24 protein-coding genes are annotated in these 24,784 nt (G+C 58.3%); 8 read left to right on the top strand and 16 right to left on the bottom strand.

The features are described 5' to 3' along the window. Positions 1-68 precede the first annotated feature (68 nt). From ABSE61_RS10735 to ABSE61_RS10720, 4 genes are read left to right on the top strand one after another with little or no spacing between them, the layout of a single operon-like run. Positions 69-992: a branched-chain amino acid ABC transporter permease gene (locus ABSE61_RS10735; protein WP_423871076.1), complete on the top strand. Its 924-nt coding sequence runs from the start codon at positions 69-71 to the stop codon at positions 990-992. A 44-nt stretch (positions 993-1,036) separates the two neighbouring features. After that, a complete protein-coding gene (locus ABSE61_RS10730; RefSeq protein ID WP_423871075.1) occupies positions 1,037-1,948 on the top strand; it encodes a branched-chain amino acid ABC transporter permease in 912 nt (303 codons plus the stop codon). Further along, the gene (locus ABSE61_RS10725) at positions 1,941-2,696 is read left to right on the top strand and encodes an ABC transporter ATP-binding protein (protein WP_423871074.1); all 756 of its coding nucleotides are present in this window, start codon (positions 1,941-1,943) and stop codon (positions 2,694-2,696) included. The genes ABSE61_RS10730 and ABSE61_RS10725 overlap by 8 nt, the downstream gene beginning before the upstream one ends. After that, positions 2,696-3,397, top strand: a complete 702-nt coding sequence (locus ABSE61_RS10720; RefSeq protein ID WP_423871073.1) for an ABC transporter ATP-binding protein — start codon at positions 2,696-2,698, stop codon at positions 3,395-3,397. The genes ABSE61_RS10725 and ABSE61_RS10720 overlap by 1 nt, the downstream gene beginning before the upstream one ends. A 68-nt stretch (positions 3,398-3,465) precedes the next feature. On the opposite strand, the gene ABSE61_RS10715 is transcribed toward ABSE61_RS10720, so the two are convergent. From ABSE61_RS10715 to ABSE61_RS10675, 9 genes are all read right to left on the bottom strand, one after another. Continuing rightward, the gene (locus ABSE61_RS10715; RefSeq protein ID WP_423871072.1) at positions 3,466-4,380 is read right to left on the bottom strand and encodes an alpha/beta hydrolase; all 915 of its coding nucleotides are present in this window, start codon (positions 4,378-4,380) and stop codon (positions 3,466-3,468) included. A gap of 154 nt (positions 4,381-4,534) precedes the next feature. Further along, complete coding sequence (gene hmuQ, locus ABSE61_RS10710) at positions 4,535-4,867, bottom strand: heme-degrading protein HmuQ (protein ID WP_423871071.1); 333 nt, start codon at positions 4,865-4,867, stop codon at positions 4,535-4,537. A gap of 720 nt (positions 4,868-5,587) precedes the next feature. Next, positions 5,588-7,282 (bottom strand): thiamine pyrophosphate-dependent enzyme, encoded by a 1,695-nt coding sequence (locus ABSE61_RS10705; RefSeq protein ID WP_423871070.1) that lies wholly within the window; start codon positions 7,280-7,282, stop codon positions 5,588-5,590. A 291-nt stretch (positions 7,283-7,573) separates the two neighbouring features. Continuing rightward, on the bottom strand, positions 7,574-8,056 hold the full coding sequence (locus tag ABSE61_RS10700) for a Dps family protein (RefSeq protein ID WP_423871069.1): 483 nt from the start codon (positions 8,054-8,056) through the stop codon (positions 7,574-7,576). A 92-nt stretch (positions 8,057-8,148) separates the two neighbouring features. Then, the gene (locus tag ABSE61_RS10695; RefSeq protein WP_423871068.1) at positions 8,149-9,363 is read right to left on the bottom strand and encodes a DUF302 domain-containing protein; all 1,215 of its coding nucleotides are present in this window, start codon (positions 9,361-9,363) and stop codon (positions 8,149-8,151) included. Positions 9,364-9,511: 148 nt separating this feature from the next. After that, a complete protein-coding gene (locus ABSE61_RS10690; RefSeq protein ID WP_423871067.1) occupies positions 9,512-10,207 on the bottom strand; it encodes a dienelactone hydrolase family protein in 696 nt (231 codons plus the stop codon). A 180-nt stretch (positions 10,208-10,387) separates the two neighbouring features. Beyond that, positions 10,388-11,083 carry an alpha/beta fold hydrolase gene (locus ABSE61_RS10685; RefSeq protein ID WP_423871066.1) on the bottom strand — a complete coding sequence of 232 codons (696 nt, stop codon included), beginning with the start codon at positions 11,081-11,083 and terminating at the stop codon, positions 10,388-10,390. A 113-nt stretch (positions 11,084-11,196) separates the two neighbouring features. Next, positions 11,197-11,970 (bottom strand): alpha/beta fold hydrolase, encoded by a 774-nt coding sequence (locus tag ABSE61_RS10680; protein WP_423871065.1) that lies wholly within the window; start codon positions 11,968-11,970, stop codon positions 11,197-11,199. Positions 11,971-12,242: 272 nt separating this feature from the next. Next, positions 12,243-15,080: an ATP-binding protein gene (locus tag ABSE61_RS10675; RefSeq protein WP_423871064.1), complete on the bottom strand. Its 2,838-nt coding sequence runs from the start codon at positions 15,078-15,080 to the stop codon at positions 12,243-12,245. A gap of 321 nt (positions 15,081-15,401) precedes the next feature. Here ABSE61_RS10675 and ABSE61_RS10670 point away from each other — a divergent pair, with 321 nt between their 5' ends. Next, positions 15,402-16,475, top strand: coding sequence for a helix-turn-helix domain-containing protein (locus ABSE61_RS10670; RefSeq protein WP_423871063.1), 1,074 nt, complete (start codon positions 15,402-15,404; stop codon positions 16,473-16,475). 181 nt (positions 16,476-16,656) lie between these two features. Here ABSE61_RS10670 and ABSE61_RS10665 read toward each other — a convergent pair whose 3' ends face one another. Beyond that, complete coding sequence (locus tag ABSE61_RS10665; RefSeq protein ID WP_423871168.1) at positions 16,657-17,580, bottom strand: LysR family transcriptional regulator; 924 nt, start codon at positions 17,578-17,580, stop codon at positions 16,657-16,659. A 117-nt stretch (positions 17,581-17,697) separates the two neighbouring features. Between ABSE61_RS10665 and ABSE61_RS10660 the strand changes: the two genes are divergently transcribed. Genes ABSE61_RS10660 through ABSE61_RS10650 form a run of 3 tightly spaced genes read left to right on the top strand, consistent with a single transcriptional unit; the run spans position 17,698 to position 19,765 of the window. After that, complete coding sequence (locus ABSE61_RS10660) at positions 17,698-18,633, top strand: ring-cleaving dioxygenase (RefSeq protein ID WP_423871062.1); 936 nt, start codon at positions 17,698-17,700, stop codon at positions 18,631-18,633. Further along, positions 18,630-19,274 (top strand): alpha/beta hydrolase, encoded by a 645-nt coding sequence (locus ABSE61_RS10655; RefSeq protein ID WP_423871061.1) that lies wholly within the window; start codon positions 18,630-18,632, stop codon positions 19,272-19,274. Before ABSE61_RS10660 ends, ABSE61_RS10655 begins: the two co-directional genes overlap by 4 nt. Positions 19,275-19,303: 29 nt before the next feature. Continuing rightward, positions 19,304-19,765 (top strand): helix-turn-helix domain-containing protein, encoded by a 462-nt coding sequence (locus tag ABSE61_RS10650; RefSeq protein WP_423871060.1) that lies wholly within the window; start codon positions 19,304-19,306, stop codon positions 19,763-19,765. Positions 19,766-19,870: 105 nt separating this feature from the next. Here ABSE61_RS10650 and ABSE61_RS10645 read toward each other — a convergent pair whose 3' ends face one another. The 6 genes from ABSE61_RS10645 to ABSE61_RS10620 form a co-directional block, all read right to left on the bottom strand. After that, entirely contained in the window at positions 19,871-20,284 is a 414-nt protein-coding gene (locus ABSE61_RS10645; protein ID WP_423871059.1) for a hypothetical protein, read from the bottom strand. 123 nt (positions 20,285-20,407) lie between these two features. After that, a complete protein-coding gene (locus ABSE61_RS10640) occupies positions 20,408-21,247 on the bottom strand; it encodes a c-type cytochrome (protein ID WP_423871058.1) in 840 nt (279 codons plus the stop codon). Positions 21,248-21,350: 103 nt separating this feature from the next. Then, positions 21,351-21,917 (bottom strand): c-type cytochrome, encoded by a 567-nt coding sequence (locus tag ABSE61_RS10635; protein ID WP_423871057.1) that lies wholly within the window; start codon positions 21,915-21,917, stop codon positions 21,351-21,353. Further along, positions 21,904-23,232 carry a sulfite dehydrogenase gene (gene soxC / locus ABSE61_RS10630; RefSeq protein ID WP_423871056.1) on the bottom strand — a complete coding sequence of 443 codons (1,329 nt, stop codon included), beginning with the start codon at positions 23,230-23,232 and terminating at the stop codon, positions 21,904-21,906. Before soxC ends, ABSE61_RS10635 begins: the two co-directional genes overlap by 14 nt. Next, entirely contained in the window at positions 23,229-23,726 is a 498-nt protein-coding gene (locus ABSE61_RS10625; RefSeq protein ID WP_423871055.1) for an ABC transporter substrate-binding protein, read from the bottom strand. Before ABSE61_RS10625 ends, soxC begins: the two co-directional genes overlap by 4 nt. Positions 23,727-23,773: 47 nt before the next feature. Then, a complete protein-coding gene (locus ABSE61_RS10620) occupies positions 23,774-24,694 on the bottom strand; it encodes an HlyD family secretion protein (RefSeq protein WP_490338367.1) in 921 nt (306 codons plus the stop codon). Positions 24,695-24,784: the final 90 nt, after the last annotated feature.

Raw genomic sequence — 24,784 nt, 5'->3', positions numbered from 1 at the left:
GAGGAAGTATCGCTCTCGGCTGGCATTTCACCAGGGAAAAGATTCGGCGTGACGAGAGACACCGCGACATGAGCCCGCTGCAGCTTTTGGTGCAAGCTCTCAATGGCCTGCAATTCGGATTGATGCTGTTCCTGATATCGGCCGGCCTGACGCTTATCTTTGGTATTATGAATCTGATCAATTTGGCGCACGGCGCGTTCTACATGATCGGCGCTTATATCTGCGCTGCTGTCATCCAGTGGAGCGGCTCTTCGCTCGCAGGAATCGTTGTAGCCCTCCTCGGTGGTCTTTTTGTCGGCATCGGGGTTGAGCTCGTCGTCTTTCGCAGACTTTACAACCGCACCTACCTCGATCAGGTTTTGGCGACGTTTGGCGTAACACTGATCTTTAACGAGCTGGTACGAATGATCTGGGGACCGAGCGCACTTTATTCGGCCATTCCACCAATTCTCAGCGGGCAGCTCGAGATTTTCCCGGACGTGCTTTATCCGATTTACCGGCTTGTCATCATTGGCGTAGGTCTTGTCGTTGGTATGCTCCTTTATTGGATCGTCGTTCACACTCGCCTCGGCATGTTAATCAGGGCGGGCGCAAGCAACCGGATTATGGTGGATGCGCTAGGGGTGAACATAACGCTGCTGTATACGCTGGTCTTCGGACTCGGTTCTGTGCTGGCGGCATTAGCTGGAATTATCGCCGCGCCCATCCTCGCCGTACAATCTGGGATGGGCGACGACATGCTGATCCTCGCATTGGTAGTCATCGTTATCGGCGGCATCGGATCGATCCGCGGTGCCTTCATAGCATCGGCTCTCGTGGGCATCGTCGATACGGTTGGACGGGCCGGATTAAGACCGCTCCTTGCCGTCCTGATGTCGCGGTCCGCCGCGGACAATGCTGGACCAGCCGTCGCTTCAATACTGATCTATCTCTTGATGGCGGCGGTCCTCTTTTTCAGGCCACAAGGCCTTTTCCCGGCCCGGACGCGGTAACCGAGATGCTGTCATCACGACGCGCCGTCGCTTTTGCCGTCATCGTGGCTGTTCTTGGTTTGGTGCCTGCGATCGTTATCCCGCTCGGCGTTCCGTTCTATGTCGCACTCTGCACGAGGATTATGATCTTTGCTATTGCAGCAATCAGTCTCGATCTCATTGTCGGCTATGGCGGGATGAACAGCATGGGGCACGCAGCATTTCTCGGCATCGGCGCCTATTCAGTTGGAATCTTCAGTGCTTACGGAATTGATAATGGTTTTATCCAGTTCGGCATCGCCATGTTGGCGTCGGCTCTCATTGCCGCCTTCATTGGCATCATATCGTTGCGGACCTCGGGTATCCATTTCATCATGATCACGCTTGCCTTTGGGCAGATGCTTTATTTCCTCATGGTAAGCATCAATTCGTTTGGCGGGGATGATGGACTGACGATTGCCAAGAGCAGCATCTTCTTCCTATTGGACTTGCGTAGTCCGGTCACGCTTTACTACTGCTGCTTCGCCGTCTTGGTTTTGGTGTTGTGGATCATGAATCGTTTGATCGGCTCACGATTCGGCATGGCATTACGTGGTCTCAAGTCGAACCAAGCGCGGATGGTCGCGATCGGCCTCTCACCGTTTCGCTATAAGCTGGCCGCCTTTGTCTTATCCGGTACGATATGCGGAATTGCCGGGGCACTACTTGCCAACGAAGATCTGTTCATTTCGCCTGCCAGCATGCATTGGGCGCGCTCGGCAGAAATCCTCATGATCGTTATCGTCGGCGGAGCGGGATCATTGCTTGGCGCGGTGCTTGGCGCAGCGGCTTATGTTTCACTCGAATATTTCCTATCGGGTTTCACTGAGCATTGGCAGATCATACTCGGATTGATCCTGCTTCTCGTCATCTTGTTCCGCCAGCAGGGCCTTTATGGATTGCTGCTCGTGCGCACACGGAGCACTAGGAATGCCTGATGCTATCCTCGCAACTGAGGGTCTCTATAAAAGATTTGGCGGTCTAACCGTCACTGACAGAGTGAGCCTTACCGTCGCCGAGAACGAACTTCACGCCATTATAGGTCCGAACGGCGCCGGCAAGACCACCCTACTGGAACAGCTGTCGGGCAGGCTACAGCCCGACGCTGGCATCATCCGTTTAGCGGGTGACGACGTGACCTTACTGTCGGCGCAAGCGCGGGCCAGTCGGGGTCTCGGACGGTCGTTCCAGATCACGAGCATATTTTCTGAATTTACGGTGACAGAAAACGTTGCCCTCGCAATCCAGGTCCGAGAGGGACATAGCTTTCGCTTCTGGCAGAAGATAAGCCGGGACAAGTCGATGCAGCAGCGTGCCCGCGCCGTCATCGACCGTATCGGGCTTGCGGCGCGGGCTGAGTTGCCCGCGGCGCGACTCGCTCACGGCGAGAAACGCGCGCTCGAACTTGGCATTGCACTCGCGATGCAGCCGCGAGTGCTACTGCTTGATGAGCCCCTGGCAGGGATGGGATCTGAGGAATCGATCCGGATGACTCAGCTTTTGGCAACGCTAAAAGGCACGACCACCATCGTCCTGATCGAACATGATATGGATGTCGTATTCAACCTCGCGGATCGTATTAGTGTTCTGGTCTACGGCCGCATCATCGCCTGCGGCGCGCCGGGCGCAATTCGTAGCAACAACGATGTGCGCCGTTCCTATCTCGGCGACGAGGCTGACGACTGATGCTTCGAGTCTCGTCCCTCCAGGCAGGTTACGGCGACAGCCAGGTCTTGTTCGACGTCAATTTTGAGGTCGGAAGCGGCGAGGTCGTGACTCTGATGGGTCGCAACGGAATGGGAAAAACCACAACCATCAATACAATTTTCGGCATCGTGCAGGCGCGCGCCGGTGAAGTATCGTTCGACGGCAAGTCAATCAAAGGCCTAGCGCCGTTTCGCGTGGCGCAACACGGCCTTGGCCTGGTACCGGAAGGCCGCCAGATTTTTCCGAATCTCACGGTCCGCGAAAACTTGGTCGCCACTGCGAGCAACAGGATGTCGAACGACAACCCGTGGACGCTAGAATTGATTTTCGACCTGTTTCCCACACTCCGCGGTCGATCGAACGCCATGGCCCTTCTGCTGTCGGGCGGCGAGCAGCAGATGCTGGCCATCGGTCGGGCATTAATGACCAATCCTCGGCTTATCGTTCTAGACGAAGCCACCGAAGGACTCGCGCCGCTAATACGCGTCGAAATCTGGAAATGCCTGGAGCGCTTGAAATCGGCGGGTTATTCTATCCTGATCACCGACAAAAATGTTAAGGCACTCACGCGCATCGCGAGCCGGCATTATTTCCTAGAAAAGGGCCGTATTGTTCACTGCTGCGATTCCGCGACCCTGCGCCGCGATGTGGAACTGCAGCACAAATACTTGGGTATCTGAAATGGTTAGACGAGTGATTGGCGATTGCGTCCTACGGCAGTAGTGTTAGCAAAAAGTACCCTATAAACTCAGATCATTCGTTCCGTGAATATAAATTCGCGGCATGCCTGACCCAGAAAGTCTTCAGACGTGTTGAACTGGCCTATGATCGACGTATGATTGTGGCCTTTGAGCCAGAAAAATGGGGGCGCGCGGCCCTTCGCCGCGGCAAGTCGGTACGCTAGTTCAAAACAATAGACATCGATTAACGGGTTTTCGAATTCCGCGGTTGCGATCAACGTTGGCACGCTATCGCGATCGACGTGCGACACGGGCGACACATCATCGTAAATAGTATCGTCGCGACCATAGTATTCCTCAACCCGGCGCGCATTTGGATTGTCACTTCGATTATCGATGCGCACACGCCCGCTGATAATCAGTAGTCCCGCCAAGCCGTGACCCGCAGAAGAGTGATGGCGCTTATCGTATGCGTAGCTCCCGACATGCGCTGCGCCCGCCGAGTGCCCCATTAGGAACACGCGGTTTGGATCTACATTTAACCGCCGGGCATTGTCTCGCACCCATTTCACGACCGCGGCAATATCGCGGGTAGCTTCGGGATAACGGGCGTCTGGAGCTAGCCGATAGCCCGTATTGATTCCTACGATGCCGTGTCGGGCAAAGTAATAGAGGACATTTGCATAAATTTCTGGGCTTCTATTTCGGCTGCCGTCCGTGAATGCGCCGCCATGAACGAAAATCAATGCTGGCCGTGCAGTTTCCCCGATCGCCGGATTGAAAAGATCGAACGCCTGCCGCTCATGGGAGCCGTAGGATACGTTTGATTCTAGAGTAACGCCTTCTTTCATAGAAGCCGCGAGCACTTCACTGAATTTTTCGATCATTAACCGGACATGACCACGGGTGTCAGCCGCCCATTTTGGTCCGATTTGAGCCATCAAGTTGCGTAGCTCGTCTGGAATATTGGGAGGCGAAGCCATGTTCGTTGGTAATCCGACGTTAATTTACTTTCAGCGTTTTTATAGTCAGCTTTCGCCGACCGCGCGCGGGTGTCAAGACTTCCCCGACAGCTAACTCGATAACCGACATGGCGGAGGGCTTACGGACTACACTACTGCCAGCAAATCGCGGCGTTTACTCCGCCACTGTCTTGCCCCCGCTTACCGTCTGGCGAACTTCAAACCCTTCAAACTGCGGATGATCCAGATATAGCGGCTTGTTATCCCCTGCCCGACTATGCGCAGCCCGGAATGCCTCTGATTTGGTCCAAGCCTCGAACACGGCCCGGTTTTCCCAAATCGTATGCGAAGCATAAAGGGTGTGGTCCTCAGCCTCAGGGCCTTTGAGAAGGTGAAACTCGACAAAGCCTGGCACCTTGTCGAGATGACTATCGCGCGACAGCCAGACCTGCTCGAACGCGGCCTCGGATCCTTTAGCGACGCGGAAGCGGTTCATGGCGATAAACATTAGGCTTATCTCCTGACGAATTTGGCGAGAGACTGCGATCTCTCCGGAAGCCTAGAAGAGGCTGACGTACAAGGGTACGACGATCTCCTCCCGAGCGAAACTTGGATTTTCGCTCAGGTAAACTCCCCCGGTAGCCGCGCGATATCGGCGAGCCCGGTCTCGCAGGCCGAGAGGACGACACCCGCATTTTTCGCGCGACGAAGACATCATAGACTGAGTCGCTGCTTGCGGGCCTCGCCATTGCCGAACCACCCCAATTCATGGCCTTCGATCTGCTGCGGACAGGCCAGGTGGAAGCCTTCCTTGCCGATTGGAGCATGACTACACGCTGGTTCGGCAAGCCCGCATGCGAGAACTCGGGCGCGGGATTGAGGAAGGCTTCCACAACGAGCTGGACCAAGACCGCGGACGGTAAGGTCTCTCGGTTAAGCCAAAATACGAGGAGTCACAGCACGATATCTTTCTTCCTGCTAGGGTTTTGTCGACCATTCAAGCTCCGAATCGGTTTCTGTGACAGCTGAAAAACTTGAAATCCATTTTCAAGCCAGGGAATCAAGCGAGCGCGGGCTCGCCTTTCGTCTGTGATCGGATGGCCTCAGGCAATCCGCACAGCGCGCCACCGCGCCGCTTGGGAACTGATACCGAGCCTTTTTAGGGCACGCGCGTTCCCTTAGGACGCAGCCGGATGCAAACGATGTGAGCTTGACGAAGGTTAGGTAGTTATCCGCCCGTCACCGCAAGCACCGCTTCCTTGATCTTCGCGATGGCGTAATGGCCGGCCTGCTCGAGTTCGATATGCGGCATGTTCGGCATTTCGTCGGAGGCGACGACGGCGTCGACGATTGCGGGACCGTCGACGGCGAGTGCGTCAGTGATCGCGGCCATCAGTTCGTCCGGCTTTCGCGCGGTGAAGCCGTGGCCGCCGCAGGCGCGCGCCAGCGCCGCAAAATCCGGATTAGGAAATTCGATCGCCTCGCGAAACGGCACAAGGCCGACGCTTTCGGCCTCCAGCCTGATCAATCCCAGCGCGGAGTTGTTGTAGACGATGACCTTCACCGGCAGCTTGTGATGCACGGAGGTCATGAATTCGCCCATCAGCATGTTGAAGCCGCCGTCGCCGGTAAGCGCGATCACCTGGCGCGAGCGATCGAGCACCTGGATGCCATTGGCCTGGCCGAGGGCCGTCCCCACCGCCGCATTGTTGAACGAGCCCACGATGCGTTGCGACCCGCTTTGCCGGATCCAGTTCGCCGACCACAGCGTGTTCAACCCGGTGTCCAGGACGAAAACCGCATCACGGCGGGCGAGGTCGCTCACCCCGCGCGCGACCGCTTGCGGATGGATACGGTCCTTGCTCCGCTTGAGGTCGGCTTGCTTGTTCAGCATCTCGTCCCAGCGATGACGTTCGTGGGTGACCTTGTCAAAGAAACTTGTGTCGCTCTTCGCCTTCGCCTTCTCGAGCAGCAGCTTCAATGTCGGCCGCGCCGAGCCGACGACGCCGAGTTCGGTCGGGGTGCGGCGCCCCAGCACCTCCGCGCGCTGGTCGATCTGGATCACGGTGCCCTTGGCGGGCAGAAAGTTGGAATAGGGGTAGTCGGTTCCGACCATCAGCAGCAGGGCGCAGCGCTCGACAGCGTTGTAGACCGCCTTGGTGCCGATCATGCCGAGGCCGCCCATCCAGCGCGGATCGTCATAGGCCATAAACTCCTTGCCGCGCACCGAATGGACCAGCGGCGCCTTGAGACGATTTGACAGTTCGCGGAGAACATCGGCGGCGCCGCGGCAACCGGCGCCGCACATGATCACGACGCTTTCGGCTTTGTCGATCCGCCGGGCGATCTCGGCCACGTCCGCCTCGCTTGGCGTGACTTCGCCCCGCGGCTTCAAGGTCGCGACGCTCGAGGCGTCGCCGATCGCCTTCGCGGAGAGCACGTCCTGCGGAAGCGTCAGATGCGCGACGCCGGGACCTGCATAGGCGGCGGCGATCGCCTGATGAATCACCGCGGCGGCTTGCGCCGGCGCTGAAATGGTCTCGGTATAAAGCGAGACATCCCGAAACAGGAGATCTGGCTCGGTGGTCTGGATAAAGTCCGTGCCGTGCATCGGCCGCGCCATGTCACCGGAGAGGGCAAGGACGGGCGCGTGATCGCGGCTCGCCTCATAGAGCCCCGCCACCAGGTGCGTGCTGCCCGGACCGGTCGTGCCCGCGCAGACGCTGAGCCGTCCGGTGAGCTTGGCTTGTCCGGCCGCAGCCAATGCCGCGCCTTCTTCGTGCCGGACGCCGACCCATTCGATCTTGCTTCGGCGAACCGCATCCCCGAGCGGATTGAGGGAATCGCCGATCAAACCGAAAATCTGTGTGACACCGATCTGTTCGAGAACGCCGACCAGAAGCTCCGAGACCGTCTTCGACATGTGCTTCTCCCAATCACCTTGATCGCCACGTTGGGCCAAGGGCCTAAGCCTTGGTCCGGAAAGGGGTTAATGTGGGGCTGGCAAAAACGTCGCAGCCAATAATGTTTTCGGTGACCCCAGGCATCCCCGAACGAAATGACAATTGCCTACCTGGGATCATTGGATCATGTCACCATGCCGGCAAGTGAATTAAGGTGACCCTAGCCTGAACAAAGTTAGTGCCTGTTCGCAATGCGGCAAATTCTGCACGTTGTCTACTCAGAGCCTGCTCGACTCGAATAGAAACCACCGTCAGCGCTCGGCTTCATCGATCCAGTTTTCCAAAAGGCTTGCGGTAGCCACGTAGCCATACTCATCGCAGAGATCGTGAGTTTCGCGCATTTTGGCTATCAGCTGTTTGTTGTCATCGCGCAGCTCGGCGAACATGTCCATCGGCGTCACGTAATCGGCATCATTGTCGAGGAGTCGCTTCAGACGGTTGACATGTCCAATCGATCGCAGCGTCGTGCCGCCGATCTTACGAACTCTTTCGGCAATGTCGTCCGTTATTGCAAAACTCCGACCAGCGTGATCGTCCAGCAATAGATGGTAATCACGGAAGTGCGGCCCCGAGACATGCCAATGAAAATTCTTGGTCTTCAAATAAAGGGCGTAGACGTCGGCAAGCAACGCGTTCAGCGCCCCGGCAATGTCACGAACGGCGCCCGGTTTTAAATCTGCCGGCATCGTCGACAGCTGCTCGTTTTGCACTGCCTTGGCATCCCGAACCATCATTGTCGCTTCCTTTCAGTTCAGTATTGTGGCGACGCCACAGCTTTGGTCACCGCACAGAGCACGTCGAACATGAGAGCGGCGGTAAAGGTCGGTTAGCTGCGATGAGGTACGACAACGGTTATAGCAGTTCCATCGGAATCCGAGTCCGTTACGGTGTGGCCACCGATGGCCCGTGCCAAATCCTCAACTATTCGCCCTCCAAGGCCTCGTGCGCCCCGCGCCCCTACGCCGCTGTCCTTGACGGTGCAATGCCAGAAGCCGTCGCCATAGAATGCCTCGATACGGACTAATCCGGGTTGTTGATCAGAAAATGCGTACTTCGCCGCGTTCGTTACCAATTCAACGATGATAAGGCCCAATCGCTCGCAGCGCTTCGAATCGAGAAAGCCGTCCCCGATCGTTACCTCGCAACGAATTCCCCTTGGCTCAAGAATTGCTGCTGCCAGCGCGAGGCTCAGGGAGCCGATGTAGTCAACAACAGAAGTGTAACGACGGTCGGAATGTCTTGAGAGGAGATCGTAGAGCCTGCCGAAGGCGAGGATACGCCGTTCAAATCCATCGATCGCCTTGGGCAAATCCACCGACGCCGTTGATATGAAATCAGCACGAAGCCACGCGCCCAACAGGGTCAGCATATTCTTCATTCGGTGATGGTTTTCCCGAAGGAATAAATCCAGGCCTTCGACTGGATCGCTGGCCGCCAGACAAGGCGATCGGATATCGTCTTCGTGCGGTAGGGTGATATCAAACATAGCAGATGCCCTCCTCTGAAATCCTCGACCAACGCCGCAACCCGGCATCGTTACTCCGCAGCTTTGCTGCAAAACAGCTTCGAGAGTGGCGTCAAGATATCGTCCCACCTCTGTCACCGCGTCATCTCCATACTGGCCAAAGAACGACGATGGCCTGTCATACTCGAGGATTCCGTGGCCTTGCTCGTCCTCGAACAGAACGACTCGTAGCGGCGCATAGAGAGCAGCGGCGAGTTGATGGCGGGTCATCTTTGAGGCGGTCAGGGGATTGCCAATTTCGTATTGCACTGTGTTGCGTCTCCTGCCCCAGATCAGCAACAAGGAGCCATGATCGCGCTCCACGAAGATCGACAGCATTGGCTCGTTGTCTTCGTAGATTTTCGCGCGTTCCTGATCACCACTCTGTAGTGCCTCAGCAATGCCGGCATCGAGTTTGGGCACGGTGCCTTCGAGCTTCCGGCGCACGTCTCCAAACGGTCGTCGTGACGAGATCCTGATGTGCTCAACGGCAATCGTCTGTGACGCAACGGAGGCTTGTGCGGTGGCTTGGGTCATGTAACGCTCCAATCTGTTTCTCGGATAGCGGGTGACTTTCTCCAGTACGTAATCACCCAACATCGACGCCTATCTGACGGAGCAGCCCGGACGAGCCGCCTCTAGCGAAACCAGCTATGTCGCCCGAAGCGGTCGCGGCCACCGATGGTCATTGCAGTTGTCGATGGAGAAATTCTATGGTTCGCGCATTGGCGAGCGTTGCTGCCGCGGCGTTATAGTGCTCCCCGTTGTGCCGAGAGAAGGCGTGACACTGACCCGGATAGCTGTAAACGGTTGCGTTTGGCTTTCCGGCCAGCGCCGCTTTGATCTGAGCTTGTGCCGCCTTTGAGATGAATTCGTCTTCCTCGCCGAGGTGCATCAGCAACGGGGCCTCCAGGCCGCCAACCTCGCCAAGGTATTTTTCCGTGTCACCCCCATGGTAAGCAACCGCGGCGTCGACTTCGTATCGGGCGGCCGTGATGAATGCCATCAACGCGCCAAGGCAATACCCGTGCAGCGCAACCTTTCCCGTCGACTCCGGCAGCTCGACAGCGGTGCGGACCGTTTCCATGATATCTTTCACGCCCGCATCGCGATTATACGCCGCGTACAGTTGTAAACCGCGTTGCCATGCGGCCTCGGACTTTACGTCGAGATCCACTCCCGGCTCTTGCCGCCAGAAGAGGTCTGGCGCGATCGCGATGAATCCCTGGGCTGCCAATTCATTGCAAGTCGCTCGGATGTCGGCGTTAACACCAAACAACTCCTGGAGGACGACCACCGCAGGCGCGGGTAACTTGGCAGGCCGCGATATGTAGGCGCGGAACGTTCCATCCGGAGACTCGATGACGATGTCATTTTCCATATTGCTCTCCTGTGAAGCTTTCGTACTGCTTTGAAGCGAGCCGTTCGCCGATTGGCCGATAGACAGACGTGAGTTGTCCGCGGATTGGCCGCAGCCTCGGCCTGAACGATCGTCTAACCGGCCTTCAACTTTGGCGGCGTGAAGGAAGAGATTAATCTGCCTTCACGCCGCGCCAGCTGTTCACTGACTGGCCGACGCATGCGTGGCAGCCTCTTCGATGAGCTTGGCAGCTTCCTTCGGATGAGACATGTAGGCCACATGGCTTGACTTCACTTCGATCGTCTTGGCCTTGGCGCGCTTTGCCATCATGCGCTCCTGCTCCGGATTGATCGACCGGTCTTCGCTCGCCACCATGTAAAAAGTCGGCTTGTGCTTCCACGCGGGATTCTTGACCTGGTGGGTGAACGCGTCGGTAGAGATCGGCACCTGCGATATAGCCATGAACTCCGCCTCATCCCGAGGAATGTCCGCCGCGAAGTCGGCCACAAAATGCGCCTCGTCAATCCACCAAAGCCCGTTGCTGTCCGGTTTGAATGCCTTGGAGGCTTGCGGCACGGCCTGTTCGATCGACGCACAGCTCTCACCTTCGTCGAGCGCAAAGGCGGCGATATAGACAAGCGCCTTAACGTTTGGATGATTGCCGGCTTCGGTGATGATGGACCCACCGTAGCTGTGGCCGACCAGAACCACCGGGCCGCCCATGGCATCGATTGCGGCCTTCGTGTACTTTTGGTCGTCGGCGTACGAAGTCTCGGGAGGCTGCGCTACCGACACCTTGTAGCCATCATTCTTGAGGATCTCAGCAACCTTCTTCCAGCCGGACCCGTCCGCGAAAGCTCCATGCACCAGAACGATATTCTTAATTTGCTGTGTCACGACTATTTTCCTTTGCGTTAAAGATCCGCTTGGATCGGTTGATTTTTGATGTCGAACGCCTTCGCGCCGAACCGCTCTTGTCTCACGCGCGGGGCGTACGGACGTGTTGGCTGCTAGTTGATGTGTGCGGGGGCAGCAGCCTCTTCGATGAGCTTGGCTGCTTCCTTGGGATGCGACATGTAGGCCACATGGCTCGCATTCACTTCGACCGTCTTGGCATGGGCGCGCTTCGCCATCATGCGTTCCTGCTCCGGATTGATCGACCGGTCTGCGGACGCCACCATGTAGAAGGTGGGCTTGGTCTTCCAGGCGGGCATCGTGACCTTGTGGGTGAACGCGTCGGTGGAGATCGGCACCTGAGATATGGCCATGAAGCGGGACACGGCCGGCGGAACGTCCGCCGCGAAGTCGGCCGCGAAATGCGCCTGATCTATCCACCAGTTACCATTGCTGTCTGGCTTGAACGCCTTGGAGGCTTGCGGTAGGGCCTGTTCGATCGACGCACAGCTCTCGCCTTCATCGAGCGCAAAGGCGGCGATGTAGACGAGTGCAGCAACGTTTGGATTATTGCCGGCCTCGGTGATGATGGACCCGCCGTAGCTGTGGCCTACCAGAACCACTGGGCCGCCCATGGAGTCGATTGCGGCCTTCGTGTATTTTTGATCATCGGCGTAGGAGGTCTCAGGGGGCTGCGCCACCGACACCTTATAACCATCCTGCTCAAGGATTTTCGCGACGGCTTCCCAACCGGATCCATCGGCGAAAGCACCATGGACCAAAACAACATTCTTGATGGCGGCCCTCGATGCGGGCTCTGCCGAGGCAGATCCCAGAGTTACGCCTGTCAGCGTGGCGGCGAGCACGGCAATGGCACAAGGATTCTTCACGGCATCCTCCAGTTAGCTGTTTCAATGACCGTCTCGAATTCGACGGGGCACCTTCAGCCTCCCATTCCCGTAATCGGTCTGCCAGTGAAGGGATGTGATTCGTTGTTACGTTTGTTACAAGAGCTTCCTGGGACTCCTGCTCGCATGCCCAAGGTCACATTGCACGAGCCCGCATGCGATTTCAGCAAAATTGCGTTGCTGAATCCGCCGCACTCACGTGCAGTCGAGCTCTGCGGAATTTAGTGCTCGTTGCGCTATCGGATCGTTTGCGATCACTGCCCGAGCATGGCGACGGCGTCACGATAGTCTCGCGTGCCGAAGCCCTCGCTAGTGCGGTTCAAGATCTCGCGCAGTCTGTTCCTGGTGCTATCCCTATCATCGATCCTCACGAGAGTTGAAGCGAGTTTGAGTTCCCAACCGAGTGCGCCCTGGGAGCGAGCGATCTCGAGGCCGTCGATCACGAGAAGGAACGCCTCTTGCGTTTTTTCGCGCATAGCCAGGCTCAACGCGCGTATGCGCATGAGCTCCGGCAAACACCAACCCTCTCCAGACGCTTGGCAACGTGCGAGGGCGCTCGAGACGATTGTGTCTGCTTCGCCGTGACGTCTGCACGCAATCAAGCCCTCTGCGAGAACCCCTTCGAAGGCCGCGTTGTAAAGTACGAAGCCGGCCGCCTCGAGCGATCGGATTGTTCGCTGCAATGACACGACGCCGTCGGCAGCATTTTCCTGTCGGATTAGAATTTCACCTTCGAAGGCATCGGCGTAGGTATGCCAAACGTCGAGCGCGTGCAATATTGTGTGTTCTCGCAACATCTTCGTGTATCGTGCGGCGAGCGGCAGGTCGCCCGCCCACAACGCTATGAAGCAAGCCGCATCCGAGAGTATGTGTGCCAATGTCAAGGTATGCTCCAGGGCGAGGCCTTCGGTAATCATCTGCTCGACTAAAACCGACGCTTGATCGGCGTGGCCTTGAAGCCACAGCCCGCGCACCAGGGTGACCTGGGCGACCAGCCGTTGATCGTATTGAAACCGACTGACGTGCGACCGTTGCGGCGGCGGAGCGTAGCGCTCCAGCATCTGTTCGATCTCTCGGTGCGATCCGGCGAAGTCCCCTAAGTAGTGCAAGGATTTTCCGCGCATTCGTTGCCCAACCATCCGATCCTGTGAATCGCTGGCGCGTTCCGCGACGGCGATAAAGCGGTCGGCGAGTGTGAGAGCCTCGGCAGCCTCGCCATTGTTCGTGCGATCGACGGAGAGTGCCCAGATCGCCCGGAGCTGGTAGTCGACATCGTCGAGTTCGATGGCCAGGGCAAGGGTCTCCCGCCAAGCCGCCGCTCCGCTGGGAACGCCCTTGATCGCGCGCATCTGAGGCCAGCCTGAGATCGCATAAAGCTGCATCAGCAGGCGGCGATCCGGGTTTGGCTGGTCCCTGAGCCAGGCGATCGCCCGCTCGACCCGCGATAATCCTTCGTCAAGTAGCGAAAGATGAAACCAAATCGGCGCTGCAGCGGCAGTTATCGCGGCACCCATGGCGCCGTCGCCTTCCTCGGAGAAGCTCCAGTCAAGAGCTGCGCGCAAGTTGCCGAGTTCGCATTCATAAGTGTGAAGCCAGTCCGCGGTCGGACGCTGGTCGCATTCCACCTTGGCCCGGTCGAAGAGGATCCACACGTGTTCGGCGTGACGTCGGCGGCTAGACTGGGCCTCGCCGCCTTCCGCCAACTTCTCTTGGGCATACACCCGAGTGGTGTTGAGCAAACGGTAGCGGAACGTCTGCGCCTGGGATTTTGCGACCACGAATGACTTGTCGAGCAGACTTGCCAGGCGATCATTAGCTTCTCCGAAGCTGACTAAGGGAGCCATCACAAAGGCGGCATCCTCTAACGTGAAGCTGCCGTTGAATGCCGACAGGCATCTCAACACCGCCTGATCTTCGGGCGACAGGAGCCGATAACTCCAGTCGAGCGTGGCCCGTAGCGTTTGGTGGCGTGGGACAGCTGTGCGTCGCCCATGCGTGAGGATCGAGAAACTATCCCCAACTGAGTTGGCGAGCCCTTGCATGCCGAGCCCCGCCAACCGCCCGGCGGCCAACTCGATTGCTAGGGCGACACCATCCAACCGCCGGCAAATCTCCGCGACGTAGGGCGCATCCGCGTCGCTGATTTGGTAGCCCCCCAGAGCGAAGGCGGCCCGCTCCTCGAACATTTCCACCGCCGGATAGCGCCGCACCTCTTCCGCCGACAGGGCGGAAGACTCCGGTGGAGCGTCCAGAGGAGAAAGCTGATGGACCCACTCACCGGCGGCGCGGAGCCGCTCGCGAGAAGTCGCGAGGATCGTTACGCCCTGCGCGCTGCTGAGCAAGGCTTCGGCGAAAGCCGCCGCGAGGTCTACGAGATGCTCACAATTGTCGAGTACGATGAGAACGCGACGATCTTCGACTGCCACGGCGATCGCGTCGACCGGATCTTGCTGCAGACGGAGATTGAGACCGAGAGCGGCAGCTGCTGCTGCCGACATCTGTATCCCATTCTCGATGGGAGCCAAGTCCACAAAAGCAACCGCGTCGAAGGCTGTGCGTAGGCGATCCGCGACGGCAACGGCTACAGTCGTTTTGCCGATGCCGCCCGCGCCGACCAACGACAGCAGGCGGCGCCGGGTCCCTTCCGCTACGAGGCCGGCGATGACTTCGTCGCGACCAACGACCTGGGCGATCTGCGCAGGGAGACGTTGCGGCTTCAGTCGCTTGCAGTGAGGAGGATCGGGCGCAAGCTTCGCCGTCGCGGTCTCAACGTCGAGAACAAAGCAATACCCGCGCCCCGGGACGGTTGCGATGTAGCGATCCCCTCCGGCACCCAACGCCTTGCGAACAGCTGAGATGCCAACCCGTAAGGCGGTCTCGTCAACGGAGGCTCCGCGCCAAACCAAGTGTGTCAGATCGTCCTTTGACAAAATCTGGCCTGGCCGTGAAGCGAGCGCGATTAAAATGTCGAGTGCCCGACTTCCGAGTTTTACCTGTTTGCCACGCCGCCAAAGGGCTCGCGCGACAGGGGCAAGTTCGAATTGGCCAAACTTGAGGCGCTCTCCGACTGCACTTTCGAGTTGGACCGACATTTTCGCCTCAACCGACGCTACCTCGTGGGCTACTCGACCAGAGGAAAAGGATTTACGCCGAGCCAGAGCAGCCACAGAGGGATTTCAGTTCGTGTCGAACCATCCATGAGAGCACCTTGCTAGTCAGCTCGCGAGCCACCCAGACTCACGTCCGGACCAGCGAGATTTGCAGATTTGTCGGTCGGTTCTGCTTCGTATCAAAGCCGAAGCCGTCCATATTGTGTACCCGAGAACACCAGGTCGCTGCGGAGAAGGAGCCCTCGATCGAGGTAGCATCCGGGTTCGCCCACAGCGTATTATTATTGCGCTGCGCTCGCAAAATTGTACGATTTTGACCTTATTGTAGGATTTGGCCGAGAAATCGCTGCTAATGACAACGCCGCCATTCGCCGCTGCTTTATGATTGGGGGCGTTCATCCTGTCGGGACAGTGGAGGTTAGCGTTGAGAGCATAAGTATTTGTCGCTTTGCAACTGTTATGGAGGCAATGATGGCTGCGGATGCAATCGAGGACGACCTTTCCAAACGCTTCCGGATAGAACGACCGGCGACCCTTCTGGCGCGCAAATCCTCGAAAGCACGCGTCGTTTTTGCGCGCATGCGGAGCAATCATAAGATGCGTGGCCGTTCACTGGCCGCCACACCGCAGGAGGCCTTTGCTTTTTGGGTTCCGTTATCGGTGCCGTTTTTCTCGAACTTATGGACTGCGGGACGGCGCAGAGAAGTGCCCGATTGGCATCTCGGCGACGCCCAGCTGGTCGACCTCGGTGAGCGTCCGGTCGTCGGGCTGGACACGCCTTTTGATTCAATTCGCTTCGGCATCACGCAGGTTACGCTTGACGAGATGGCCAATGAGGCCGGAATTCGCCGGGTGAAGGGGCTTTACGCGCCGAATTTCGGCGCCCGTGATCTGGTAATGTTTGGTCTGGCACAAGCGATCGCCGGGGCGATGGAGCGACCGGGCGAAGAGACCGCGATGTTTTCCGACAGTATCGCGCTTGCTTTTTTCGCTCACATTGTGCGCGCTTACGGCAGCGTCCCGATCGGAGGACGGAACGCCCGCGGTGGGCTTGCGGCATGGCAGCTGCAACGCACCCGGGACCTCATCAATGCCAATTTGGCCCACGATCTTTCGATCGCGGAGATCGCGCATGAGTGCGGACTGTCGAGCGGCTACTTTGCGCGGGCTTTCAAAAGATCGACAGGAATGCCGCCCTACCAGTGGCAGACCAAAATGCGCGTCGACCGCGCCAAAGAACTCTTAAAAGACCCACGCTGTGAGCTTGCCGAGATTGCCCTGCTTTGCGGCTTCGTTGACCAAAGCCATTTCACGCGCGTATTTTCCAGGAGCGAGGGTTACAGCCCGGGCCGGTGGCGCCGCCTTCACCGCCTATAGTCTAATAGGCTTCCTGCTGCGTCAGGATCGCCCATCAATTTTCCGTCTCTGAAAGGTCCGCTTTGTGTCAATCGCGTCGATTTTGTCAGGTCTGCAGTACGTCCGGTTAGCCGTTGATCTCGGAAGGCGGGATGTCCGGGTTTGCGGTTTGAAGGCATCGGCTCGGACGTGCTTCAAGCGCTCAAACCGGAACCTCGAATTCACGCGTCTCCCACAATGGAGTGCTGCCGAACCTACCCACAAGGAAATCAATAAATAATCGGACCTTCACGGCAAGATGGCGCGTTGGCGGATAGAGCGCGTACAGCGCCAACGGCGGCGGCTTGTAGTCATCAAGGAATCTCTGCAAAGCGCCATCGCGAAGAGACGCCGCGGCGATGAACGTCGGTAGCATCGCCACTCCTCTCCCCTTGATCGCTGCTTCGCGCAGCACTTCCGCGTTGTTGGCGCATAGCGTCCATTCCGGATGCACCCAATGCTCGCCGTCCGTCCCGGTGAGCTTCCACTGATTACCCGTCAGCAAGAAGCCATAAGTCAGCAACGTGTGATCTCGCAGATCTCTAGGATGCGCAGGTATGCCGTGCCGATTTAGGTAGACGGGCGAGGCGCAAATCGCGCGCTCAATTGGTACGATTTTGCGCGCGATCAGGCTGGATGATTCCAGGTCAGCGATCCGAAGCGTGACGTCGTAGCCACCCTGCACCGGATCTACCTGGTCATCGCTCAGTAGTAGCTGGATTCGTAGCTCCGGGTATTGTTCCATGAAATCCGCAATCGCGGGTCCTAACTGCAAAGTCCCAAACGACATCGGCGCGTTCACGCGCAGCAAGCCACGTGGCGTGGACTGCAGGTGTGCCGCAGCCTGATCTGCGGCATCGAGATCGGCGAGAATCGCAAGCGCGCGCTCGAAATAGGCCTGACCATTTTCGTTTGGACTGGCGTGTCTGGTGGTGCGGTTCAAAAGCTGCACGCCGAGTTCGTGCTCAAGATCGTTCACATATTTGCTGATGGCAGAGCGCGACAATCGAAGCTGACGGGCCGCTTCAGAGAAGCTGCCGAGTTCAACCACTTTGACGAAGGCACGCAGGCTGGAGATCTTGTCCATTATTGTCATCAAATCATAGACAGTGATGACACGAAAGGCCTGATTGTCTTTGAAATCAGCTTGCCCAACTATGCCCAGAACGGAGGGCAAAGAGCCTCCAAATCCTGGAGACGCACCATGTCAGGTATCCATCACGTCACCGCCATTGCGGGTAACGCCTTACAGAACTACGACTTTTATACCCGGTCGCTCGGACTTCGCTTCGTCAAGAAGACGGTCAATTTCGATGATCCGGGCACCTATCACTTCTATTACGGCGACGAAGCCGGCCATCCCGGAACTATCCTTACTTTCTTCGCCTGGGAAGGGGCGGCGCCCGGCCGCGGCGGCGTCGGACAAACTCAGCAGACCGCGCTCCGAGTGCCGGCCCGTTCGCTCGGCTACTGGACGCACCGCTTCATCGAAAAAGGCATCGCCCATGAGACGCTGGAGAAGCGTTTCGGCGAAGCGGCACTGCCGTTTAACGATCCGGACGGTATGAGCCTCGCACTCGTCGGCGTTCCCGGCGCTGAGAACGAGGCGGGTTGGAGCAATGGCGATGTGCCTGCGGAGCACGCGATCCGTGGCTTCCACGGCGTGACGCTGCTGCTCGAAGACGCCGCCAAGACCGGCGCGATCCTGACCGACGTGTTCGGATTCAGGGAGGCCGCGCGCGAGGGATCCATCATCCGCCTCAAGGCGGACAGCGGAAACGGCGGCATTGTCGATATCTATGAGGCGAAGGGCTTCCTGTCTGGACGCCAGGGCGCCGGCTCGGTTCACCACGTCGCGTTCCGCGCCGTCAATGACGCCGACCAGGCCGAGATGGCGCGCAAGTTGGTGGAGACCCACGGTCAGCATCCGACCGAGCAGAAGGACCGCAATTATTTCCGTTCGGTCTATTTCCGCGAACCCGGCGGCATCCTGTTCGAGATCGCTACCGACATTCCCGGCTTTGCGGTCGACGAGCCCGTGGAGACCTTGGGCGAACAGTTAAAGCTGCCAGCTTTTCTGGAATCGCACCGCAATGACATCGAGAGCGTGTTGCCCTCGCTGACCAGGGCTGTGTCATGAGCAACAACCTGTCCTTCATCCATCGCTTCGAGCCGCGCTCCCGGCCCGACGGGCCACCGCTCCTGCTCTTGCATGGCACCGGCGGCGATGAGAGCGACCTGTTACCGCTAGGTAAGAACATTTCTCCAGGTTCCCCTCTGCTGTCGCCGCGGGGAAAGGTCCTCGAAGGCGGCATGCCACGCTTCTTTCGGCGAATGGCGGAAGGTGTGTTCGACGAGGACGACTTGCGTCGCCGCGCCAACGATCTTGCCGACTTCGTCGAAGAAGCGCGCAAGCAGTACGGCATCGCGGCTCCGATCGCGCTTGGCTACTCCAACGGCGCCAACATCGCAGCGGCTATGCTGCTGCTACGGCCAAACCTTTTGGCCGGTGCCATATTGCTGCGCGCCATGGTGCCGCTCAAAGAAGCGCCGAAAACGAATCTTGCCGGAAAACCAATATTGATCCTATCAGGGCAGTTCGATCCGATCATTCCGTCTAGCAATTCAAGCCGACTCGCAGCAATGCTGGCCGATGACGGCGCTCGCGTTCGGCAAAACACGCTGCCGGTCGGCCACGGACTTACGCAGGCGGACGTCGATCTCGCGCGAAAGTGGATTCATGAACAGGCAGCAGTCTTGCCGACCGAAGCGCCTCGATAACGCAGCGCGGCTGACTGTTGAGGCCACGTTTGGAGCGGACGAAAAAGAACCATGGTGCGAACATGAATGGGCGTCGATTCTCTGGAGATGTAGCCGCTTATAGCCTCGAGTTGATCGACGCTCCTTTGCTTACAGCGTCACCCCAATACGCACTCGAGCAGAAGGGAGGACTTTCGCGATCAAAACTTTGTCGCGCTAAACAGTTGCTGATGGAAAAAAGCAGCCAAAAACTTCATCTTGCCGACATCGCAAGGGAATGCGGACTATCCCGTCAGTATTTCACAAAATCCTTCAAAGCGACGGTCGGCGTGACACCGCACCGGTGGCTTCAGCAGTACCGCATCAAAAAGGCACAGGATCTGCTGCAAAGCACATCCCATCGGATTGCGGACATTGCCATCGAATGCGGCTTTGCTGACCAGAGCCATTTTACGCGCGTCTTCGTGACCTTGACGGGCGCCACGCCTGCAGCCTGGCGCCGGGAGTATTGATCATGATGAACGTTTCACCGAAACCATGACTTCCGCTGCTGCTGAGCTTTACTGCTGGGTATGTCGACCCATTGGGCAAATGACAGGATCCCTGAAAGTTAAGCACTACGGCACCAACTCACCATCGGGTCCGAACCGCTCGATCTTGGCTGCACCGTCCGAGGCGATAACCGCGTTCAGCCGTCGAATACCCCGAGTGTCTAAGAGCACAATTCCGGACCCGCCGGCGTTGTTCAGAAACAGATAGCTCGAAGCGCCGCCCAAGCCATCAAGCTTAACGTGAGCGCCCTTCTCATCTATCTCGATGACGGCCATCGGTCCGTTTGGATCGGCATTTGCAAGTTTGACGGCCGGAAGACCGTCGGCATCGAGCGAGACTTCGCTCCCAATCTCGCCGTCGGAGCGAAGCAGTTGGACCTTGGGTTTTCCCCCTTTTGCTGACAGCAGTAATCGGGGCTGCCCCTGTTCATCGACTATTCGGATTTCCTGGGTGACGATTGGTTGAGATGTCTCGTCCATTTCCAACTCCGTAAGAGAAATCGTCTGTCTCGGGCCGTGACGTCGCTAGCCGCACGCACACGAAGGCGACGATGGCTCATATTCTCCAGTGCATTCCCCACGCTAGCATCCCGCATTGCTCCATTACGGCCCGCGGGATGCCAGATAGGCCGCAATAGCCACCGTGTCGTCGACGCTAAGGTTCTGCACGACGCCCCGCATCGGTTCCGACGACGGCCCCGAGCGGCTTCCGTCCTGAAAGAAGTAGAGCTGGCGAACGATGTAGTTGGCGTGGTGGCCCGCAATTGGAGGCGCATCGCCGAGGCCTTTCAGCGTTTCACCGTGGCAGACCGCGCATTGGGTTGTTTTGCCGCTGGTCGAGACCAGGTCCTTGCCCATCGCTATACTCCCCGTCGGTACGTAGGCGACGAAGCCGGATTGTGGATTTCGATTGAGCGCGGCCTCTTCGTCCTCAGGCAGTTCTACGATCCGGCTTCCGATCGGCTCTGTACCACCGTTTGGAAGCTTCAGCCGAATATTGCCCGGCGCAACATAGGTCTTCGGAACCGTATCGGTCTCGACCACCCGGACCCAGAGCCGCGCCTTGAGCGAGGCAAAGTAGGCGGCAGCGGATCGGACTTCCTCGTCGGAGAGGGCCTCGGCAATAGCCGGCATAACGCCGAACCCTTTTCTCGCGCCGCTCTTGAAATCTGCCATCTGCTGAACAAAGTAGGATTCAGGCATTTCTGCGAGATAGGCCGATTCATCGTGACCCGTGCCAGTCGGCAGATGGCAGGAGCCGCATGCAAAGGTTTTGGTGCCGTGCGCGATGACCGGTGGCATCGGCGGATGCATGTCGGGAAACCAATCCGGCGGATTAGATAAGTCGTCGATCTGCGCGCGCGTGTAAGACTTGGTGCTGCCTGGTGGTGGCTTCGGCTCGCTCTCTGTCGCGCGCGACGGCGGTTGGATCTTGTCGGTCACTGGAAACGCCCAATCCGGGCGCTCGGCTCCGTAGGCCATCGCCGGAGCGAGACCAATGAGTAATATACAAGAGCCTAAACGAGCTCCGATACGTCTACCCGCCCTAGTCACGTGGCGTGCTCTCGGGAAAGCGTGGAATGAATCCGTTGCGGTTAGGCATTTGCACCTTCGGAAGCGCCTGCGCGTTAATGACTTGTTTCGCATCGATCAGCTTGTTCTCCGCAAGGATGTACGCCGTGAGCGCGTAGACCTGATCGTCGGTAAGGGACCTCGGTGAGGTCCACGGCATGGCGCGCCGGATATAGTCAAACAACGGGGGTGCATAAGGCCAGAAATTGGCAATGGTCAGCGTCGTATCATCGATGCCACTTCTCTTCATGTCGCTGACCACGGGCGGAGCGGCGGGAGCACCACTCGTCGTCGTCGTCGCGCCCCTTCCACCATCGCCGTGACAGGCAGCACAGTTGTCCGCAAAGATCGGGGCGCCCTGGTCGGATGTTCCGCTGCCCACGGGCAAGCCTTCGCCGCTGGGTTCGATATCAATATCCCACGGCGCCATATCGGCGGGAACCATCGGCCTGCCGAGATTTCGACCCTCGCCGAACGCCACGCCTGTCCCGATAGCGAGGGTGCACAAGCCGGACAACAGCAGCATTTTATGCGTACGCATGCGTCACTGCTCCCTTGTTGTCGATCGCCCAGCTTACGACGGCGTTGAAATGATGATTTTTGAATGCCAGGAGCGGCGGTACGGAAGATAACTCGCCGCGCTCCGCGACGAACTGCGCGCGCGTCGGCTGTGCGTTGCCGGCCTCGTCCCATGCGCGGCTTTGCAAGATGGCCGGGCCACCATTCCAGCGCCAGGGCATTCGAAAGCGTGTAAACGCCTTGCTTAGCACCGGCTCCTGCAGTGCTGCGTCCGCCCAGCTTGCGCCGCCATCGGCAGAGACCTGCACCTTGGAAATCTTGCCTGTTCCGGAATAGGCGACACCCGAAATCTCATAGACACCCGGCTGCTGCAAAGGACGTCCCGGGGACGGTTGCGTGATGAAGGACTTTACTTCGTTCACAAAATAGAATTGATACGCTTTGCCATTCGGTAGCGGCTCCGTGTAAATCTGTGATTCCCAATAACTCATGGCGGGCTCCGGCAGGAGCTTGATCCGCCGCAAATATTTGATGTTCATGTTGCCTTCGTAGCCGGGCAACAACAGACGCATCGGATAGCCGTTGCCCGGCATCAGCGGCTCGCCGTTCTGGTAGAGCGCGATCATCGCGTCATCCAATGCTTTGGCGAGCGGGACGCTCCGCATCACGTGCGCCGCGTCGGCGCCTTCGCCGATAAACCATTTTGCTCTGGCGTCAATGCCAGTCTCTTCGAGCAGAGTAGAGAGTTTGACACCTGTCCATTCGGCACAGGAAACGAGCCCGTGTAATGCTTGGACATCCGCCTGAACTGGTGTCGGAGAAAATAGCGGCGCGCTATTACCACCACATTCGAGAAACGCAACCCGGGTCGTCATGGGAAAGCGCAGCAGTGTTTCGAGCGAGAAGGCCAGCGGCTGTCTGACCAGACCGTGGATCAGGAGTTGGTGCACACTCGGATCGATTTCCGGAACGCCGTCATGAACGATGGTGAAAAACACGCCGTTCGGCGTGATTGTGCCGTCGAGGAGATGGTGGGGAGTGCGCGATTGTGAAGTGCGCGGCTCGAAGTCCGGATTGGACAGTGTACGCACGACGTTTTTGGCAAATTTCGACGGCAGCTGATAGGCCGGGACGGGATCACCCGGTGAAAGGCCCCAAGGTGCCTCGACAAGTGGCTCGGCGGCCGCGCTGGTTGTTCCTAGCCCGACGCCGGTGCCCAAGGCGCCTGCGAAGGCTACACCTCGCCCCAGCAACGCGCGCCTGTCGAGCAGGCCATTACCGGCCACAGTCTCGATTCGACCTTCGCTTAAGCCGAGATATTTTTTGGCAATTGTCATCGCTCCCCTCCCAAGCTTCTAATTTGTGGCGCTTCCTTTGAACTGGCTAAGAGAGTCCCGAAGATTATCCCGCACCCCTTTTCAGACGAATTGGTTGATCTAATGGTGCGGGTAACTCCAACATTCTTCTGATCCCAATTCGACCTGTCTTGTACGTTTGCGTTGAGCGTCGCCAGTACCCTCCTCCGACCTTCGCCGGCACCAATAGAAGTTTCAAGTTGGCGAGTTAGTTCGACGGCCGTCGCAGGCTTCGAGTTGTCGTCATACGAAATGAATTTGATTTTGCGGCCGTTAATACCACCATTGTCGTTGATCATATCGAAACAGGCCGCTTCGGCTTTTTCAATCGTGGCGAACGCCGCAAACGGGCCCGTATAAGGCATGATGTTGCCGATACGTATCTCGGTCTCGCTTGCTCCCGCAGCCGACTCTTGATCGGCGTAGGCAACCAGAGGCCCAAGAAGGAGCATGACGAGGAGCGCTGCCACAAACATATTCTCTCTTATCTTTCGCACCACCGGTCTCACTGTTTGCGTAAGTGCTAATCGAGCAAGCCTAGCCAGGCAGGCGGGTCCGCCGTATAAATCCTCGCCTCCACGGACATACCAGGCGAGATCCAGTGCACGGCCTCGCCTGGATCGTTGAATGTGATCTTGACCGGAACGCGCTGCACAACCTTGACGAAATTGCCGGTCGCATTCTCGGGCGGCAGCAAGGCGAACTGCGAGCCCGTACCGCGCTGGAGGCTGTCGACGCGCCCCTCAAGGCGCAGCCCCGGGAAGGCGTCAACCCGGATCGTCGCGCGCTGGCCGGGACGCACATCGGTCAACTGTGTCTCCTTGAAGTTGGCTGTTATGTAAAGCGTGTCCGGAACTATCGAGAGCAGCACCTGCCCGGGCTGTACGTAGTTTCCCTCTTCCACTGTCTTGTTCGCGACGCTGCCAGCTTCTGCTGCGCTTATCTTTGTATAGGAAAGGTTGAGCTGGGCCTGCGCCAGCGCTGCCTGCTGACGTTCGAGGGTGGCTTTCGCCTGGAGCTCCTGGGTTTCGAGCACAGCCTGGTGGGCGCGGGCGGCATCGTGCGCCGCCTGATCATGTTGCACGGTGGCGCGGCGTTGCCCGACATCGGCTTCCACCTGCTGAAGCCGTTCGACCGTTCCTGAGCCGGTACTCGCAAGCGACTTGTAGCGATCGAGCTGCTGTAGCGCGAAATCAAGCAGCGCCTGATCGCCGTCGATCGCCGATTGGCTCTCCGCGACGATGGACTGCTGTTCGCGAATCTGCGCCCCGATATTGGCGGCACTAGCCTGCGCACTCTTGAGATCTGCATTGGCGATATCGACCGCGACTTGAAAATCCCTCGGATCCAGTTGGATCAGCAATTCGTCGCGCGCGACCTTGGAATTGTCGTTGACATGTAGCTTTAAGACATAGGCGGCTACCTTGGGCACGATCGAAACCACATGCGCGTTAACGTAAGCGTCGTCGGTGGACACCAGCCAAAAGCCCGGCACATAGAAGTAGAAGCCTACCCCGGCAACGACCGCAATTAG

The organism is Bradyrhizobium sp. (genome assembly GCF_049519115.1).
Taxonomy (GTDB): Bacteria; Pseudomonadota; Alphaproteobacteria; order Rhizobiales; family Xanthobacteraceae; genus Bradyrhizobium.
This window is presented reverse-complemented; position numbering and strand designations above follow the sequence as displayed.